Origin of the sequence: Pseudoxanthomonas japonensis (genome assembly GCF_010093445.1) — a bacterium.
Lineage (GTDB): Bacteria > Pseudomonadota > Gammaproteobacteria > Xanthomonadales > Xanthomonadaceae > Pseudoxanthomonas_A > Pseudoxanthomonas_A japonensis.
The window spans coordinates 99,810-115,784 of record NZ_PDWW01000007.1 but is presented as its reverse complement, the minus strand read 5'-3'; the positions used below and the strand labels follow the sequence as shown (position 1 = coordinate 115,784).

The 15,975-nt window shown below is 68.1% G+C and carries 16 protein-coding genes; 12 read left to right on the top strand and 4 right to left on the bottom strand.

Features of this window, described 5'->3' with window-relative positions; all coding sequences use genetic code 11:
* Window positions 1-130: 130 nt before the first annotated feature.
* From CSC78_RS07630 to flgA, 4 genes are all read right to left on the bottom strand, one after another.
* Window positions 131-1,282, bottom strand: a complete 1,152-nt coding sequence (locus CSC78_RS07630) for an ATP-binding protein (RefSeq protein ID WP_162337325.1) — start codon at window positions 1,280-1,282, stop codon at window positions 131-133.
* Window positions 1,283-1,470: 188 nt separating this feature from the next.
* Complete coding sequence (locus CSC78_RS07625; RefSeq protein ID WP_162337312.1) at window positions 1,471-1,815, bottom strand: flagellar protein FlgN; 345 nt, start codon at window positions 1,813-1,815, stop codon at window positions 1,471-1,473.
* Between the two features lie 5 nt (window positions 1,816-1,820).
* The gene (flgM, locus tag CSC78_RS07620; protein WP_162337311.1) at window positions 1,821-2,129 is read right to left on the bottom strand and encodes a flagellar biosynthesis anti-sigma factor FlgM; all 309 of its coding nucleotides are present in this window, start codon (window positions 2,127-2,129) and stop codon (window positions 1,821-1,823) included.
* A gap of 168 nt (window positions 2,130-2,297) precedes the next feature.
* Window positions 2,298-2,939, bottom strand: coding sequence for a flagellar basal body P-ring formation chaperone FlgA (gene flgA / locus CSC78_RS07615; RefSeq protein ID WP_379608879.1), 642 nt, complete (start codon window positions 2,937-2,939; stop codon window positions 2,298-2,300).
* Window positions 2,940-3,249: 310 nt separating this feature from the next.
* On the opposite strand from flgA, the gene CSC78_RS07610 reads away from it, so the two are divergent.
* The 12 genes from CSC78_RS07610 (at window position 3,250) to flgL (ending at window position 15,972) form a co-directional block, all read left to right on the top strand.
* Window positions 3,250-4,203, top strand: coding sequence for a chemotaxis protein (locus CSC78_RS07610; RefSeq protein ID WP_162337309.1), 954 nt, complete (start codon window positions 3,250-3,252; stop codon window positions 4,201-4,203).
* Window positions 4,204-4,509: 306 nt separating this feature from the next.
* Entirely contained in the window at window positions 4,510-4,896 is a 387-nt protein-coding gene (gene flgB / locus CSC78_RS07605; protein ID WP_162337308.1) for a flagellar basal body rod protein FlgB, read from the top strand.
* Between the two features lie 11 nt (window positions 4,897-4,907).
* Entirely contained in the window at window positions 4,908-5,315 is a 408-nt protein-coding gene (gene flgC / locus CSC78_RS07600; RefSeq protein ID WP_162337307.1) for a flagellar basal body rod protein FlgC, read from the top strand.
* Window positions 5,316-5,343: 28 nt separating this feature from the next.
* Window positions 5,344-6,024, top strand: a complete 681-nt coding sequence (locus CSC78_RS07595) for a flagellar hook capping FlgD N-terminal domain-containing protein (RefSeq protein ID WP_162337306.1) — start codon at window positions 5,344-5,346, stop codon at window positions 6,022-6,024.
* A 37-nt stretch (window positions 6,025-6,061) separates the two neighbouring features.
* The gene (gene flgE / locus CSC78_RS07590; protein WP_162337305.1) at window positions 6,062-7,282 is read left to right on the top strand and encodes a flagellar hook protein FlgE; all 1,221 of its coding nucleotides are present in this window, start codon (window positions 6,062-6,064) and stop codon (window positions 7,280-7,282) included.
* A 113-nt stretch (window positions 7,283-7,395) separates the two neighbouring features.
* Window positions 7,396-8,148 carry a flagellar basal body rod protein FlgF gene (locus tag CSC78_RS07585; RefSeq protein WP_162337304.1) on the top strand — a complete coding sequence of 251 codons (753 nt, stop codon included), beginning with the start codon at window positions 7,396-7,398 and terminating at the stop codon, window positions 8,146-8,148.
* Window positions 8,149-9,110: 962 nt separating this feature from the next.
* Window positions 9,111-9,896 carry a flagellar basal-body rod protein FlgG gene (gene flgG, locus CSC78_RS07580; protein WP_162337303.1) on the top strand — a complete coding sequence of 262 codons (786 nt, stop codon included), beginning with the start codon at window positions 9,111-9,113 and terminating at the stop codon, window positions 9,894-9,896.
* A gap of 34 nt (window positions 9,897-9,930) precedes the next feature.
* Window positions 9,931-10,617 carry a flagellar basal body L-ring protein FlgH gene (gene flgH, locus CSC78_RS07575; protein ID WP_162337302.1) on the top strand — a complete coding sequence of 229 codons (687 nt, stop codon included), beginning with the start codon at window positions 9,931-9,933 and terminating at the stop codon, window positions 10,615-10,617.
* A 10-nt stretch (window positions 10,618-10,627) separates the two neighbouring features.
* Window positions 10,628-11,809 (top strand): flagellar basal body P-ring protein FlgI, encoded by a 1,182-nt coding sequence (locus tag CSC78_RS07570; RefSeq protein WP_162337301.1) that lies wholly within the window; start codon window positions 10,628-10,630, stop codon window positions 11,807-11,809.
* A 10-nt stretch (window positions 11,810-11,819) separates the two neighbouring features.
* Complete coding sequence (gene flgJ / locus CSC78_RS07565; protein ID WP_162337324.1) at window positions 11,820-12,875, top strand: flagellar assembly peptidoglycan hydrolase FlgJ; 1,056 nt, start codon at window positions 11,820-11,822, stop codon at window positions 12,873-12,875.
* Window positions 12,876-12,889: 14 nt separating this feature from the next.
* Entirely contained in the window at window positions 12,890-14,773 is a 1,884-nt protein-coding gene (gene flgK / locus CSC78_RS07560) for a flagellar hook-associated protein FlgK (RefSeq protein ID WP_162337300.1), read from the top strand.
* The gene (gene flgL, locus CSC78_RS07555; protein WP_162337299.1) at window positions 14,770-15,972 is read left to right on the top strand and encodes a flagellar hook-associated protein FlgL; all 1,203 of its coding nucleotides are present in this window, start codon (window positions 14,770-14,772) and stop codon (window positions 15,970-15,972) included. Before flgK ends, flgL begins: the two co-directional genes overlap by 4 nt.
* Window positions 15,973-15,975 lie beyond the last annotated feature (3 nt).

Here is a 15,975-nt window from a genome sequence, read left to right as displayed (position 1 = left end):
CCGGTTCGCATCAATGTCGCTTACGAACAACATACGCAAAGCAGATTCTTGTGCAGCGTGTCGCTCGCGCGCGCCCCTCATCCGCCCTCCGGGCACCTTCTCCCCGCCACGCGGGGAGAAGGGAACAATCTCACGCCGCGTCTGCGGCCGGCTGCCGGATCGGCAGCGTAATCCGGAAACAGGCGCCGGCGCCGGGCACGTTGCGTGCTTCGATGCGGCCGTTGTGCTTCTTCACGATGCCGTAGGAGATCGACAGGCCCAGGCCGGTGCCGCTGCCGACCGGCTTGGTGGTGAAGAACGGGTCGAAGATGCGCTGCAGGATCTCGTCGGGGATGCCGTGGCCGCTGTCCTGGATGTCGACCCAGACCTCGTCGCCTTCCACGCCCGTACTCACGGTGATCGTGCCGCGCTCGTCGATGGCGTGGCTGGCGTTGAGCAGGATATTCATGAACACCTGGTTCAACTCGGACGGCCGGCACTGCACCAGCGGCAGCTTGCCGTAGTGCTTCTCCAGCGTGACCTTGTACTTCAGCTCGTTCCAGATGATGTTGATCGTGGAATCGAGGCCGGCGTGCAGGTCGGCGGACTTCCAGCTGTCGTCGCGGCCCGAGTACGAGAAATCCTTCAGGTTGCGCACGATCGCGGTGACGCGCTCGATGCCCTCGCGCGACTCGGACATCAGCTGCGGCAGGTCGCCGGTGATGAAGTCGATGTCGGACCGCGCACGCAAGTCTTCGATCTCCGGCAGCATCACCTTCGGGTCCGGCAGGCGCAGCGCGCGCTCGTAGACCTCGATCAGCGAGAACAGGCTGTGCAGGTACTCCTGCAGCGAGCCGAGGTTGGAGTGCACGTAGCCGATGGGATTGTTGATCTCGTGCGCGACGCCGGCGGCGAGCTGGCCGATGGAGGCCATCTTCTCGGACTGCACCAGCTGTTCCTGCGCACCGGCCAGGCGCACCAGCGTCTGGCGCAGCTGGGCATGGCGGCGCTGCAGTTCCTGCTGGCGCGCATGCGCCTCGCTGACATCGTGGAAGACCACCATGCAGTGGCCACCGCCCGGACTGTCGTGGAAATACGCGCGCACCTGCAGCACGACGCCGTCGGCCAGGGTCAGGTCGGTGTTCCAGCGGCCGGTCGCGCGTGCGGTGCGGATCGCCTCCGCCGGCAACAGGGCCGACAGCGCCGGCAGCGCGTCGTCCTCGTCGTTGACCAGCGCGCGCGCCGCTGCGTTGGCATGCAGCGGACGGCCATCGCCACGGAGCAGCAGGTAGCCGTCGTCCATCAGTTCGGCCAGCGCCTTGAGGTCGGCGAAGCTGGGGATGTCCTCCGCCGTGCACGTGGCGGACGGGGAATTCAGGGGCGGGGCTGTGGCCACGGATGCATCGGGTGGCGGCGATGGGGCGCCAGTATCCGGCGCGGCCGCGGGAGCGGCAAGGTGCGGGGTCGCAGTTTTCGGATCCGGCACCGGGCTCAGGCGACCGCGAGCGGACGCGGTGCGGAGGTCGTCGAGGTCTGACCCTGCGCGTCGTAGGCGCCGTGGCTTTCGGTACGGCCCAGGTGGCGCAGCGCCCAGTTCACTTCACGGCGTCGGCGCGCCAGCAGGATGCCGTTGGCGTGGTTCTTCTCGGCCAGATCGGCCAGGCTTTCGCGCAGGTCGTCGGGGAAACCGAAGCCGGCGGCGGCGCTTTCCAGCGCGCGCAGGGCATCCAGTTTGTCCTGCGTGCAGCGCACGAGCGCTTCCACGTCGTGCTCGACGATGGCGCGACGCTCCTCTTCCAGGGCCGCGGACAGTCGCTGGAGGAACGCGTGCGTCATCGTGCTCAGCCGCCCAGCTGGTCTTCCAGGCCGAGCATGCCGTCGGCGATCGCCTCGGCGTTGATCCTGTACGTGCCGGACTGCAGTGCTTCGCGCACGGCCGCCACGCGGGCTTCGTTGATCGCCGGCGCGGTCGCCAGTTCGCGCTGCATCGCCTGCAGGCTGGTGGCTTCGCCGGTCAGGCGCAGGCTGTCGCCGGCCGCACTAGCCTGCACCGGACCGGAACGGTCGGCGCCCGCCGGGGCGACGCGGCCTCCGATGGGACCTGTGCTGCGAACGGCGGCCGGGGGAGTGCCTTCGATTTTCTGGTTCATGTCAGTGACCTGTAACAGGGTTCATGGGAGTTATCGGCCGCCACCCGGGGGACTTTAGTGACGGATCGCACAATTCCGAGGAAGGGCCGGGTTTCGCCCGATGTCCTTCCACCCATCGTCGGTATCGGCCCCATGCGGAACATCTTGAGGGCGAACAGGGAATTTTTTTCATCGGCTCACCCAGACGTCGCCGGCTGCGCCCACGATGCCCTGCACCACCCGGCGCGAGGACAGGTTCTCGACGGTCACCCGCTCGTTCTCGCCGGCATCGGCCAGCGCCTTGCCGGCCACGCGCACTTCCACGCCACCACGACGGGACACCAGCGCCACGTTGTCGCCGCGGCGGATGAGGCGTTGGGCGACCAGATCGGTCGAGGCCAGCACCGCGCCGGCCGGCAGCATGCGCCGGGCGACGCGGCCCACGGCCTGCGCGGGGTCGGCCACGGCGGCGCCGACGATGCGGGAGGCATCCCTCCGTTCGGCGACGAAGGCGTCGGCGGTGATGGTCTCGCCGGGCGCGATGCCACGCGCCAGCACCAGGACGGTCTGGCTGCGACGCACGCGCACCGGCACGAACAGGCGCCAGCCATCGGGGCAACCGACTTCGACACTGTTGCTCCCCTGCACGCGTGCGACCAGCGCGGCACTGCATCGGGGCAGGCGCAGGGCGGAATCGAGCGTGGCCTCGGCCTCGCTGCCGTCCGGCAGGGCGCCGATGGCGGCGGCCTTGATGCTGTCGACCGGCTGGAAATCCGCGGCCAGCACAGCGCACGCGGTCAGGCCTCCGATCAGGGCGGTGGTCAGGCGCAGCAGCATGGGTGGGCTCCGTCGGTTCATCGGCGGGGAAGGTGCAAAGGGTGTGCCAGAAATCCGCTGACATTCCCTTCTCCCCGCGTGCGGGGAGAAGGTGCCCGGAGGGCGGATGAGGGGCCGCTGTTTGCGCAGGCCTGCCCGGGCGGGTGCGCGCTGACTACGGGTCGAATGTTGACCGCCGCCGCGAGCCGCCGGCGCGCTGCCTCCGTTCGCCCCTCACCCGCCTTCGGCACCCTCTCCCCGCGCGCGGGGAGAGGGGAAATCATCCTCTCCTCAAGCGCAGATCGCGGGTGCCGATAAGTTGTGCATGACCCAGGACCTGCTCAACCGCATCGACCAGCGCACCCGCCTGGCCGGCCACAACCGCCTCGCCCTGCTGCTGTTCCGCCTGGGTGGGCGTCAGCTTTTTGGCGTCAACGTCTTCAAGGTGCAGGAAGTCCTGCGCCGGCCGTCGCTGTTCCAGCTGCCCGGCCTGCCCACCGAATTCGTCGGCGTGGCCGACGTTCGCGGACGGTCGGTGCCGGTGCTCGACCTGGGCCTGAGCATCCGCCACCCCGAGCGCGACCCGAACCCCGAGAACGCACCCAACTACCTGGTCGTCACCGAGTTCAACCGCTCGGTCCAGGGCTTCCTGGTCAGCGGCGTGGAGCGCATCGTCAACATCGCGGTCGAGGACATCCACCCGCCGCCGGAACTGGGTGCGGAAAACAGCTTCCTGACCGCGGTAACGCGTTTCCAGGGCGAACTGATCCAGGTGATCGACGTGGAGAGCGTGCTGGCCGATATCTGCCAGTCGCGCATGGACGCCACCCTCGCGCCGGAGATGGCGCTGCCCGCCGATGCCCCGCCGATGCAGGTGCTGGTGGTGGACGACTCCCGTGTCGCGCGCTCGCAGATCCGCAGCGTGCTGGAGCAGCTGGGCGTCACCGCCACCCTGCTCTCGGACGGCCGGCAGGCACTGGACCATCTCTTGCAGGTGCACGCGGCCGGCGAGAATCCGGCCGAGCGCTACGCCATGGTCATCTCCGACATCGAGATGCCGGCCATGGACGGCTACACGCTGACGACGGAAATCCGTCGCCATCCGGGGCTTGCCGGCCTGTACGTGCTGCTGCACACGTCGCTGTCGGGCGTGTTCAACAACGCCATGGTCGAACGGGTCGGCGCCAACGCCTTCGTGGCCAAGTACAGCCCGCACGAGCTGGCGGAACACGTGCTGTTCCGGCTGAACCAGGTGGTGTCGGCAAGAATGGCGGCCTGATGGCGTAGAGCGGAGCTTGCTCCGCTGCCGTTGGAACCTGGTTGGAGGCCTGCCGGCAAAGCAGTCGAGCAAGCTCGACGCTACGGCTGAGTCGGGCTGACGTGGGGCCTGGAGAGCCGGAAGCGTCGTCCCAGCGCACGCTGGGACCCATGTTGCTTCTGGCCTCGGCAAGGCGCAGGGCAACATCAAGATGGATCCCAGCGTTCGCTGGGATGACGAGGAACCGGCATCCCCGGGACGAGGCAGACCGCACGTTCTGGCACACGCCTTGCAGCTGCCCCGGCAACGGTCTGCCGGAGCGGTGCCATGTCCAATCCCATCTCCAACTACCTCGGTGTCCACGCCGCGGCACTGCCGTTGCGTGAGCAGCGGATGCAGCTGATCGCCAGCAACCTGTCCAACGCCGACACGCCCAACTTCAAGGCGAAGGACCTGGACTTCCAGGCCGCACTGGAACAGGCCGCCGCCAAGGCCGCACCGCTGCAGAGCACGAACGAGCAGCACATGACGCTGCTCAACGCCTCGCCGCGCATCTTCGAGCGCGACGGCGTGCAACCCAGCCTGGACGGCAACACCGTCGACGCCGACACCGAGCGCGCCGCCTACGGCCGCGCGGCGCTGGAATACCGCGCCTCGCTCAGCTTCATCGAATCCAAGGTGCGCACCATGCTCACCGCGATCACCGGCCAGTAAGGAGGCATGCCATGAGCAACCTGCCCATCTTCGACGTCGCCGGTTCCGCGCTGCAGGCGCAGTCGGTGCGCCTGAACACGATCGCCAGCAACCTCTCCAACGCCGACTCCATCGCGTCGTCTCCGGAGGCGGTCTACAAGCCGATCGAGCCGATCTTCCAGGCGCGCAAGCTGAGTGCCGACGGTTCGCTGACCTCGGTGCAGGTGAAGGAAATCACCCAGAGCGAAGCACCGCCGATCAAACGCTACGAGCCCGGCCACCCGATGGCCGACGGCGACGGCTACGTCTATGCGCCGGATGTCGATCCGGTCGCGCAGATGGTCAACCTGATCTCAGCCTCGCGCGGCTACCAGGCCGGCGTGGAAGTGTTGAACACCGCCAAGGAACTCGCCCTGGCCACCCTGACCATGGGCCGCTGATGCGTCCCTCCCCTGACCGAGTACGCGCATGACCACCGTCAATGGCGATCCGTTCGCCGCCCTCAACACCAGCGGCACCGGCGCGACCCCGAAAAAGAAGGCCGACACGCTGGGCCAGGCCGACTTCATGCGGCTGATGACCGAGCAGCTCAGCAATCAGGACCCACTGAAACCGCTGTCCAACAGCGAGTTCGTCGCGCAGCTGGCGCAGTTCTCCACCGTGCAGGGCATCAGCGACCTCAACGGCACCGTCAACGGCTTCACCGCCGCGCTGACCGGCGACCAGGTGCTCAAGGGCGCGTCGCTGGTCGGGCATTCGGTGGTGGTGCCATCCGACTCCATCGCCCTGCCCGCCTCCGGCAACGCGACCGGCCTGGTGATGTCGCCGGGCGCCGGCAAGGTGACCTTCGAGATCAAGGATGCCAGCGGCATCGTGGTGGATACCGTCGAAGTCGAAGCCACCGGCAAGGGCGAGACCGCGTTCGCGTGGGATGGCCTGAAAGCCAATGGCGAACGCGCCGAGGCCGGCAAGTACTCGATCAAGGCCACCCACACCGCGACCGACGGCACCGGCACCGCACTCAACACCTACGTCGACGCCACCGTGGACAGCGTGACCATCGGCTCCGACGGCCTGTACCTCAACCTGCCCGGCCTGGGCACCGCCCCGCTCGACTACGTGCTGCGCATCGGCAAGTCGGCGTCCTGACCCTCTCACTCCCACCGCATCCTGCAAGGAGTCTTCCATGGCTTTCAACAGCTCGCTGTCCGGCATGAGGGCGGCCAACGCCGACCTCAACGTCACCTCGCACAACATCGCCAACGTCAACACCACCGGCTTCAAGGAGTCGCGCGCGGAGTTCGCCGAGGTGTTCTCGTCCACCGGCTATGGCCTGATGCGCAACGGCATCGGCGCCGGCGTGCGCCTGACCAACGTGGCCCAGCAGTTCTCGCAGGGCGACATCAACCAGACCGGCCGCTACCTGGACATGGCCATCGACAAGGAAGGCTTCTTCACGGTCAGCAACAACGGCACCAACGTCTACACGCGCGCCGGCAACTTCCAGCGCGACCCGAACGGCTTCGTGACCACGCCGGAAGGCTACCGCCTGCAGGTGTTCCCGCCGCGCGCCGACGGCGTCGGCTTCGACACCGGCAACATGACCGACCTGCGCCTGCTGACCACCGACAGCCCGCCGTCGCCGACCACCAACGTGGAACTGGGCGTCACCCTGCCCGGCAACGCCGCGCAGCCGACCATCACGCCGTTCTCGCCGACCGACAGCGCCAGCTACAACGAGACCACCTCGGTCACCGTGTACGACTCGCTGGGCGTGGCCCACCAGCAGACCGTCTACTACGTGAAGACGCCGAACCCGAACGAGTGGCAGATGCACACGTACGTGGACGGCGCCTCGATGGGTGCGCCGACCACCGTGCAGTTCGACAACAACGGCACGCTGACCGCGCCGGCCAATGGCCTGATCGCGCTGGCGCCGTTCACGCCCAGCACCGGTGCCGGCGTGCTGAACATGACGATGAACATCAGCGGCACCACCCAGTACGGCGAGCAGTTCGCCAAGCGCATCCAGAACCAGGACGGCTACGCCACCGGCAAGCTCAACGAATTCAGCGTGTCCGAGACCGGCGTGGTCTACGCGCGCTACTCCAACGGTGAAGACCAGGCACTGGGCCAGGTCGCGCTGGCCAACTTCAGCAATCCGCAGGGCCTGGTGTCGCAGGGCAACAACACCTGGACGCACAGCTACGCCTCGGGCGAGCCGCGCATCGGTGCGCCGGGCACGTCGGACTTCGGCCAGGTGGCCTCCGGCGCGCTGGAAGCCTCGACCGTCGACCTGACCGAGCAGCTGGTCAACATGATCGTGGCGCAGCGCAACTTCCAGGCCAATTCGCAGGCCCTGTCCACGCAGGACCAGATCACCCAGGCCGTGATCAACATCAGGTAAAGCAGAAGTGATCGGAAAGGAGTGAGGAGTGCGGGGAGCGAATGATGCTCTCCGCTCCCGCACCGCCTACGCCTCTACTCACCCCTCACTTCTCTGCACTCAGGACTCGCCTCATGGACAAAGCCCTTTACGTCGCGATGACCGGCGCCCGCGCTTCACTGCAGGCGCAGGGCACCGTGTCGCACAACCTGGCCAACGTGGACACCAAGGGCTTCAAGGCCGCACTGGCCGGCACCGAGGCGTTCAAGATCCAGGGCCAGGGCTTTCCCTCGCGCGTCGACGCGGTGCTGATCGATCCCGGTTTCGATGGCCGCACCGGTTCGCAGATGGTCACCGGGCGTTCGCTCGACATCTCGCTGCAGCCGAACCGCTGGATGGCCGTGCAGGCCGCCGATGGCGGTACGGCGTATACGCGCAACGGCGAGTTGAGCGTCACCCCGAACGGCCAGCTGGTCACCGCGGGTGGTCGCGCGGTGCTGGACGACAACGGCAACCCGATCGCGGTGCCACCCGCGCAGTCGATCGACATCGGCGCCGACGGCACGGTCTCGATCATCCCGCAGGGCGAAGGCCCGCAGACGATGGCCGTGGTCGGCCGCATGCGCATCGTGGAAGCCGCGCAGTCGCAGCTCGCCCGCGGGGGCGATGGCCTGATGCGTCCGTCGGATCCGCAGGCGCCGGCGTTGCCGGTGGCCAACGGCAACAGCCTGACGATGGGCGTGCTGGAAGGCAGCAACGTGGATGCGGCCGGTGCGCTGGTGCAGATGATCCAGTTGCAGCGTCAGTTCGAGATGCAGGTGAAGGTGATCCGCAGCGGCGACGAGATGGCGCAGTCGTCGAACCAGTTGCTGCGCCTCGGCGGCTGATGCTTCTTGATTCTTGAGCCCTCTCCCGCTGGGAGAGGGGTTGGGGTGAGGGGCAACGGAGACCATGTCTCCAGGCCACCATTGGCGGTCATCACGTCCGCGGCGAACCTTCCAGTTCGATGGCCTTGCGGGATGGATCTTCTTTCTCACGCATGGTGCCGCTCGCCGCGGGGGCCCTACTTTCTTTGCTTGTGCAAAGAAAGTAGGCAAAGAAAGCACACCCCGGCGGTCCGCCCGCCGCTGCGCGGCGGGTGCGCAGTCCCGGCGGGAATTTTCGGACAGGGCATCCTGCCCTGGCCGAAAACGGCGCACGTCCTGTGCGCCGCCCCTGCGGGGTTTTACCCGCCGTGACTGCCGGACCTCAGGGGGCCCAAGAGCCGCTTTCGCTGTTGCTCACGCTTTCCGGGTCCCCATGAGGCACGGCGAGTGGGCCGGGTACAAACCGAAGGGCGCCGTCAGGGATGACGGCGTTTTCGTATGGCACATGGATGTGCCTTACGAAAATTCCCGGCCAGCTCGCGAACCCGGAGCGCGCAGCGCGGAGGGCGTGCCGCCTGGGGTGTGTTTCTTTGCTTCTTTCTTTGCACAAGCAAAGAAAGAAGGCCCCCGCGGCGAGCGGCGCCATGTTCAATACGTGGAAGGCGCCTCCCGCAAGGCCAGCAAAAGCAGAGCCCGTGGCGGATGTGGTGCCGACGACGGGCGGATCGAGGGCATTGGACTTCGTTGGCCCTCTCCCCAACCCCTCTCCCGCAGGGAGAGGGGCTCAGGTGCAGGGAGAGGGGCTTGAGCAGGCATCCCGTCAGAAAAATGCCGGTACCGGCCACGGGCCATGATTAAGGTCGCACTTCGGCCGAAACACCAGCGCCAGAACCACGACACCCGTTCCGGCACAGGACTTGCCTGAGAGGAGGCGAGGAACCGCATCGCGCGCTTCCGCCCTTCCATCCGCGAGGAACCCCGCCATGAACCAGGCCCTCTGGGTCGCCAAGACCGGACTGGATGCGCAACAGACGCGCATGTCCGTGGTCTCCAACAACCTGGCGAACACCAACACCACCGGCTTCAAGCGCGACCGCGCCAGCTTCGAAGACCTCCTGTACCAGCAGGTCCGCCAGCCCGGCGGCTCCACCTCGTCGCAGACCCAGTTGCCATCCGGCCTGCAGCTCGGCACCGGCGTGCGCGTCGTGTCGACCTCCAAGGACTTCCAGCAGGGCAACCCGCAGCAGACCGGCCGCTCGCTCGACGTCATGGTCAACGGCCGCGGCTTCTTCGAAGTGCTGCTGCCCGACGGCTCGCCCGCCTACACGCGCGATGGCTCGTTCCAGATCAACGCGCAGGGCGAACTGGTCACCAACAGCGGCTACCCCGTGCAACCCGGCATCCAGGTGCCGGAAGGCGCGCAGTCGCTGACCATCGGCAACGACGGCACCGTCAGCGTGACGATGGCCGGCCAGGCACAGGCGCTGGAGATCGGCTCGCTGACGCTCACCGACTTCGTCAATCCGTCCGGCCTGCAGGCCAAGGGCGAGAACCTCTACGTCGAGACCACCGCGTCCGGTCCCGCGCAGAACGGCACGCCCGGCCTCAACGGCCTCGGCAGCGTCGTGCAGGGTTCGCTGGAAGGCTCCAACGTCAACGTGGTGGAAGAGCTGGTCAGCATGATCGAAACCCAGCGCGCCTACGAAATGAACGCCAAGGCCATCTCCACCACCGACTCCATGCTCGGTTACCTCAACAACAACGTCTGACGCCGCACCCCTCCGTCACGCCACGAGACACGCCATGAAGCGCTCCACGTCCGCCACCACCCTCGCCTGCGCGCTGATGCTGCTGCCGGGCTGTGCGCGCTATTACGGCGACGTGCGCCCCTACGCGCCGATGCAGCCGATCCAGCCCGTCGTCGCGGCCACGGCGCCGGCCACCGCCGGTTCCATCTACCGCGCCGGCCCCGGCCTGAACCTCTACGCCGACCGCCGCGCACGCGACGTCGGCGACCTGCTGACGATCAACCTGGTGGAGAACACCGCCGCGCAGACCTCGGCCACCACCTCGGTCGAAAAGAAGAGCGAGATCGCGCTGGCGGCACCGAACATCGCCGGCGCACCGGTCACCCTCAACGGTCGCGACATCCTCAGCGCCTCGGTCAACGGCGACCGCGGCTTCAACGGCACCGGCAACAGCGCGCAAAGCAACCGCCTGCAGGGCAGCGTGACGGTCACCGTGATCCAGCGCCTGCCCAACGGCAACCTGGTCGTGCAGGGCCAGAAGAACATGCGCCTGAACCAGGGCGACGAGCTGGTGCAGATCCAGGGCATCGTGCGCCCGGCCGACATCAACCCGGACAACACCATTTCCTCCGGCAAGGTCGCCGACGCACGCATCGCCTACGGCGGTCGCGGCGCCATCGCGCAGTCCAATTCGATGGGCTGGCTGGGCCGCTTCTTCAATTCCCCGATCTTCCCGAACTGAGCATCGCGTGATGGCCGCCAACGACACCAACGACGCCGCGCCGACGCCCGCGAAAAAGCCGCGCCGCATCGACACCTACACCCTGCTCGGCCTGCTGGCGTGGATCGGCCTGGTGCTGATCTGCCTGGCGCCGGCCGCGCGCGCCGAACGCATCAAGGACCTGGCCCAGGTCGGCGGCGTGCGCAGCAACCCGCTGGTCGGCTACGGCCTGGTCGTGGGCCTGGACGGCAGCGGCGACCGCACCAGCCAGGCACCCTTCACCGTGCAGAGCCTGAAGAACATGCTGGGCGAACTGGGCGTCAACGTCCCGGCCAACGTCAATCCGCAGCTGAAGAACGTGGCGGCCGTGGCCATCCACGCCGACCTGCCCGCCTTCGCCAAGCCCGGCCAGCCGATCGACATCACCGTGTCGTCGATCGGGAACGCGACGTCGCTGCGCGGCGGCAGCCTGCTGATGGCCCCGCTGCGCGGCGCCGACGGCGAGGTCTACGCCATCGCCCAGGGCAACCTGGTGGTCGGCGGCTTCGGCGCGCAAGGCAAGGACGGTTCGCGCGTGTCGGTCAATGTGCCCAGCGTGGGCCGCATCCCGAACGGCGCCACCGTCGAACGCGCGATCCCGAATGCGCTGGACAGCGGCGAAGGCACCATCACCCTGAACCTGCATCGCGCCGACTTCACCACCGTGTCGCGCATGGTCGCGGCGCTGGAACAGAACTTCGGCGCCGGCAATGCGTACGCGCTGGACGCGGTGACCGTCGCCGTGCGCGCACCCGCCGATATCTCCCGCCGCATCAACTTCCTCGCCCAGGTCGAGAACCTGGAGCTGACGCCGGGCAGCGCACCGGCCAAGGTTATCGTCAACGCACGCACCGGCACCGTCGTCATCGGCGCGCAGGTGCAGGTGATGCCGGCCGCGGTCACGCACGGTTCGCTGACGGTGACCATCGCCGAAGCGGCCAACGTCAGCCAGCCGAACGAGTTCTCGCGCGGCGGACAGACCGTGGTGACGCCGCAGTCCAGCGTCTCGGTCAGCCAGGAAGGAAGCCGCATGTTCAAGTTCGAGGGCGGCACCTCGCTGGACGAGATCGTCCGCGCCGTCAACGAAGTCGGCGCCGCCCCCGGCGACCTGATCGCAATCCTGGAAGCCCTGAAGCAGGCCGGCGCCTTGCGCGCGGAGCTCGAGGTGATCTGACATGGCCAGCATGCCCATCGGAACGTTGAATCCTGCCCTGCCGCTGGCCGACGCCGGCGGCACGCCGGACAACGCACGCATCCACGACGTCGCGAAGAAGCTGGAAGGCCAGTTCGCGCAGATGATGATCAAGTGCATGCGCGAAGCCGGCTTCGGCGACTCGCTGTTCCCGGGCGAAAACCAGGTCTTCCGCGACATGTACGACCAGCAGCTGGCCACCGCGATGTCGCAGGGCCGCGGGCTGGGCCTGGCGCCGATGATCGCGCGCCAGTTGGGCGCGACCGACACGAACACCCCTGCCGTGCCTGCCAGCACTGCGCTGTCGGCCTACAAGCGCCTGCTGCCCGGTGGCGAAGCCGATTCCATGCTCGACGCCATCGCCGGCCGTGGCATTGGCAGCAGTGCGCGCGACACCAGCGCCCTGCCCGGCACGATCACGCTGGACACGATCACCGTGCGTCCGGATGCCGCGGCGTGCGACGAGGTCGAACAGGTCGCGTCGGCCGATCCGTCCAGGTACGCGCGCAACACGCCCGAGCGCTTCGTCGCCGAGATCTGGGACCACGCCAGGCAGGCGGCGAAGGAACTGGGCGTCGACCCGCGGGCGCTGGTCGCACAGGCCGCGCTGGAAACCGGCTGGGGCAAGCGCCAGATCAAGACCGGCCACGGCGGCAGCGCGCACAACCTGTTCGGCATCAAGGCCACCGGCTGGAAGGGCGAACGCGCCCGTACCGCCACGCACGAGTACACCAACGGCGTGAAGCACACCGAGACCGCGGATTTCCGCGCGTACTCGTCGCCTGCCGAGAGCTTCGCCGACTACGTGCGGCTGCTGAAGAACAACCCGCGCTACCAGCAGGCACTGTCGGCCGGCAAGGACATCGCCGGCTTCGCGCGCGGCCTGCAGCGTGCCGGTTACGCCACCGATCCGACCTACGCCAACAAGATCGCCTCCATCGCCAACGGGCCCACGCTGGGCAAGGTGCTGTCGGCCATCGGCGACACCGTCGGCGGCAAGGTCGGCAGCGTCGTGGGCAACGCCATCGGCAACGCGCTGCGGCGCTGACCTGGGGAATACGCATGTCGAACCTACTCGCCACCGGCAGCAGCGCCCTGATCGCTTTCCAGCGCGCCCTGTCCACCGTCGGCCACAACGTCGCCAACATCAACACGCCGGGCTACTCGCGACAGCGCGTGGAGTTCGAATCGCGCGACGGCACCTACTTCGGCTACGGCTACCAGGGCAACGGCGTGCAGATCGTCGACGTGCGCCGGATGGCCGACTCGCTGGCCACCTCGCGCCTGCTCGACAGCGGTGGCGAACTCGCGCGCCTGCAGCAGCTGTCCACGCTGTCCACGCGCATGGACCAGTTGTTCTCCGAGAAGGCCACGGGCATCAGCGCGCCATGGTCGAGCTTCTTCGATTCGGTCAACGCGCTGTCGTCGAATGCCGCCGGCTCGGCGGACCGCGAAAGCGTGCTGGCGCAGGCCAATGCGCTGGTCACCCGCTTCCACCAGATCGACAAGCATCTCGACGGGCTGGATATCGAGGTCAATGCCGGCCTGACCGCCGCCACCGGCGAAGTGAACCGGCTGGCAAAAGAGATCGCACAGCTCAATGGTCGCATCGGCGGCAGCACCAGTCCCTCCGGCGACCTGCTGGACCGGCGCGACCAGTTGATCAGCGAACTGGTGGGCTACACCGGCGGCAACGCGGTCGTGCAGGACGGCGGCCTGGTCAACGTCTTCAGCGCCGGCGGCCAGCCGCTGGTGGTGGGTGCCACCGCCAGCACCCTGGTGACCGTGCCCGATCCGTACCGTCCCGAGCGCCTGCAGGTCGCGTTGGAAACCAACGGCCAGCGCACCACGCTGGACAAGCGCGCGCTCGGCGGCCAGATCGGCGGCCTGATCGAATTCCGCACCACCGTGCTGGACCCGGCCGCGGCGGAACTCGGCCGCGTCGCCACCTCGCTGGCGCAGACGTTCAACGCCGGCCACCGCGCCGGCATGGACCAGTACGGCCAGCTGGGCGCGGATTTCTTCTCGCTGCCCGCACCGCGCATCTCGTCCAACGCCGGCAACAGCGGCAACGCCGTGCTGCAGACCTCGGTCGGCAGCGTGGGCGCACTGAATGCGCAGAACGTGCTGCTGCGCTTCGACGGCGCCGCCTGGGTGGCGACGAATCCCGATACCGGCGCCAGCATCCCGATGACCGGCACCGGCACGGCCACCGATCCGCTGGTGGTCAATGGCATCGAGCTGCGACTGGCGCCGGGCACCACGCCGGGCACCAACGACCGCTTCCTGCTGCAACCCACCGCGGGCGCGGCCGGCAACCTCGGCGTGGCCATCACCGATCCCGCACGCATCGCCGCGGCGACGCCGGTCAAGACCACCACCGACCTCGCCAACACCGGCAGCGGCAAGCTCAGCGGCCTGACGGTGACCGATGCCGCCAACGCCAACCTGCTGGCCCCGGTGGACATCGACTTCCTCGACGCCACCCAGTACACGATCAACGGCACCGGTCCGTTCCCGTACACGCCGGGTCAGACCGTCGCGTACAACGGTTGGAGCGTGGTGCTGGACGGCGCGCCCGCCGCGGGCGACAGCTTCCGCGTGGGCCCGACAGGCGCGAATTCCAGCGACAACGGCAACGCGAAGCTGCTGTCGAACCTGGACGACGCCCGCGTGCTCAACGGCGGCACGCTGACCCTCAACGGCGCCATCGGCGGCCTGACCACGCAGGTCGGTTCCGCCGCACGGCAGGCCGACTATTCCGCGCAGGCGCAGCAGGTCATCCACGATCAGGCGCAGGCCTCGCGCGATGCGATTTCCGGCGTGAACCTGGACGAGGAAGCGGCCGACCTGATGCGCCTGCAGCAGGCCTACCAGGCCGCGTCGCAGATCATCGCCACCGCCGACACCCTGTTCCAATCGCTCCTGGCTGCGACCCGCCGATGAACTACCGCATCTCGACCAACATGATGTACCAGCAGTCGATCTCGACGATGCTGGCCAAGCAGGCGAAGCTGGCGCACACCCAGCAGCAGCTCGCCAGCGGACAGCGGCTGGTGACGGCGAAGGACGATCCCGTCGCCGCCGGCACCGCCGTCGGACTGGACCGCGCGGTCGCCGAACTGGAACGCTTCGGCCAGAACGCCAACGCGGTGCAGAACCGTCTGGGCCTGCAGGAAAACGCATTGACCCGCGTCGGCGACGCGATGGCGCGCATCAACGAGCTCGTCATCCAGGCCAACAACGCCGCCATGGGCGACGACAGCCGGCACGCGATCAGCACCGAACTGAAGGCGATCCATGCCGGCCTGCTCGACCTGGCCAACAGCACCGACGGCGCCGGCCGCTACCTGTTCGGCGGCACCAGCGACGGCAGCGCGCCGTTCGCGCTCAGCGGCGGCGGCGTGATCTACAGCGGCGACCAGACGCAGCGGCAGGTGGAAGTGGCGCCGGACATGTTCGTGTCCGACACCTTGCCCGGCAGCGATGTCTTCCTGCGCCTGCGCACCGGCGACGGTCGCATCGATGGCGCGCCCACCAGCGGCAACACCGGCACCGGCCTGCTGATGGGCTTCAGCATCACCGATTCCACGGTGTGGAACGGCGGCACGTACACGCTGTCGTTCGGCGCCGGCAACACCTACCAGGTGACGGACGCGGGCGGCAATCCTGTGACGTCGGGAACGTACGCCAAGGGCGAAAGCATCGCCTTCGCCGGCGTGCAGATGAAGATCGACGGCCAGCCTGCCAACGGTGACAGCTTCACGCTGGGTCCGTCGGGCAGCCGCGACATCTTCGCCACCGTGCAGGGGCTGATCGATACGCTGGACACCAGTCCGACGACGGACGCACAGCGCGCCGCCATGCAGAACAGCCTGCAGGGTGCGATGCGCGACATCGGCACCGCACAGGGCAGGATGATCGACGCGCGCGCCAGCGGCGGCGCGCAGCTGTCGGCCATCGAGACCGCCGCCTCGCTGCGCGAAGCCAACAACATCACCCTGAAGGACACGCTGTCCGGACTGCGCGACCTGGACTGGGCCGAGGCCATCGGCCGCTACCAGATGGAAAACACCGCCTTGCAGGCCGCGCAGACGGTCTTCATGCAAATGCAGCAGCTGTCGCTGTTCAAGCTGATGGGCTGACGA

Bases quoted from the DNA above. Each gene is read 5' to 3' on its own strand.
- CSC78_RS07630 (WP_162337325.1), bottom strand. From the start codon at position 1,282: ATGGACGACGGCTACCTGCTGCTCCGTGGCGATGGCCGTCCGCTGCAT.
- CSC78_RS07625 (WP_162337312.1), bottom strand. From the start codon at position 1,815: ATGACGCACGCGTTCCTCCAGCGACTGTCCGCGGCCCTGGAAGAGGAG.
- flgM (WP_162337311.1), bottom strand. From the start codon at position 2,129: ATGAACCAGAAAATCGAAGGCACTCCCCCGGCCGCCGTTCGCAGCACA.
- CSC78_RS07610 (WP_162337309.1), top strand. From the start codon at position 3,250: ATGACCCAGGACCTGCTCAACCGCATCGACCAGCGCACCCGCCTGGCC.
- flgB (WP_162337308.1), top strand. From the start codon at position 4,510: ATGTCCAATCCCATCTCCAACTACCTCGGTGTCCACGCCGCGGCACTG.
- flgC (WP_162337307.1), top strand. From the start codon at position 4,908: ATGAGCAACCTGCCCATCTTCGACGTCGCCGGTTCCGCGCTGCAGGCG.
- CSC78_RS07595 (WP_162337306.1), top strand. From the start codon at position 5,344: ATGACCACCGTCAATGGCGATCCGTTCGCCGCCCTCAACACCAGCGGC.
- flgE (WP_162337305.1), top strand. From the start codon at position 6,062: ATGGCTTTCAACAGCTCGCTGTCCGGCATGAGGGCGGCCAACGCCGAC.
- CSC78_RS07585 (WP_162337304.1), top strand. From the start codon at position 7,396: ATGGACAAAGCCCTTTACGTCGCGATGACCGGCGCCCGCGCTTCACTG.
- flgG (WP_162337303.1), top strand. From the start codon at position 9,111: ATGAACCAGGCCCTCTGGGTCGCCAAGACCGGACTGGATGCGCAACAG.
- flgH (WP_162337302.1), top strand. From the start codon at position 9,931: ATGAAGCGCTCCACGTCCGCCACCACCCTCGCCTGCGCGCTGATGCTG.
- CSC78_RS07570 (WP_162337301.1), top strand. From the start codon at position 10,628: ATGGCCGCCAACGACACCAACGACGCCGCGCCGACGCCCGCGAAAAAG.
- flgJ (WP_162337324.1), top strand. From the start codon at position 11,820: ATGCCCATCGGAACGTTGAATCCTGCCCTGCCGCTGGCCGACGCCGGC.
- flgK (WP_162337300.1), top strand. From the start codon at position 12,890: ATGTCGAACCTACTCGCCACCGGCAGCAGCGCCCTGATCGCTTTCCAG.
- flgL (WP_162337299.1), top strand. From the start codon at position 14,770: ATGAACTACCGCATCTCGACCAACATGATGTACCAGCAGTCGATCTCG.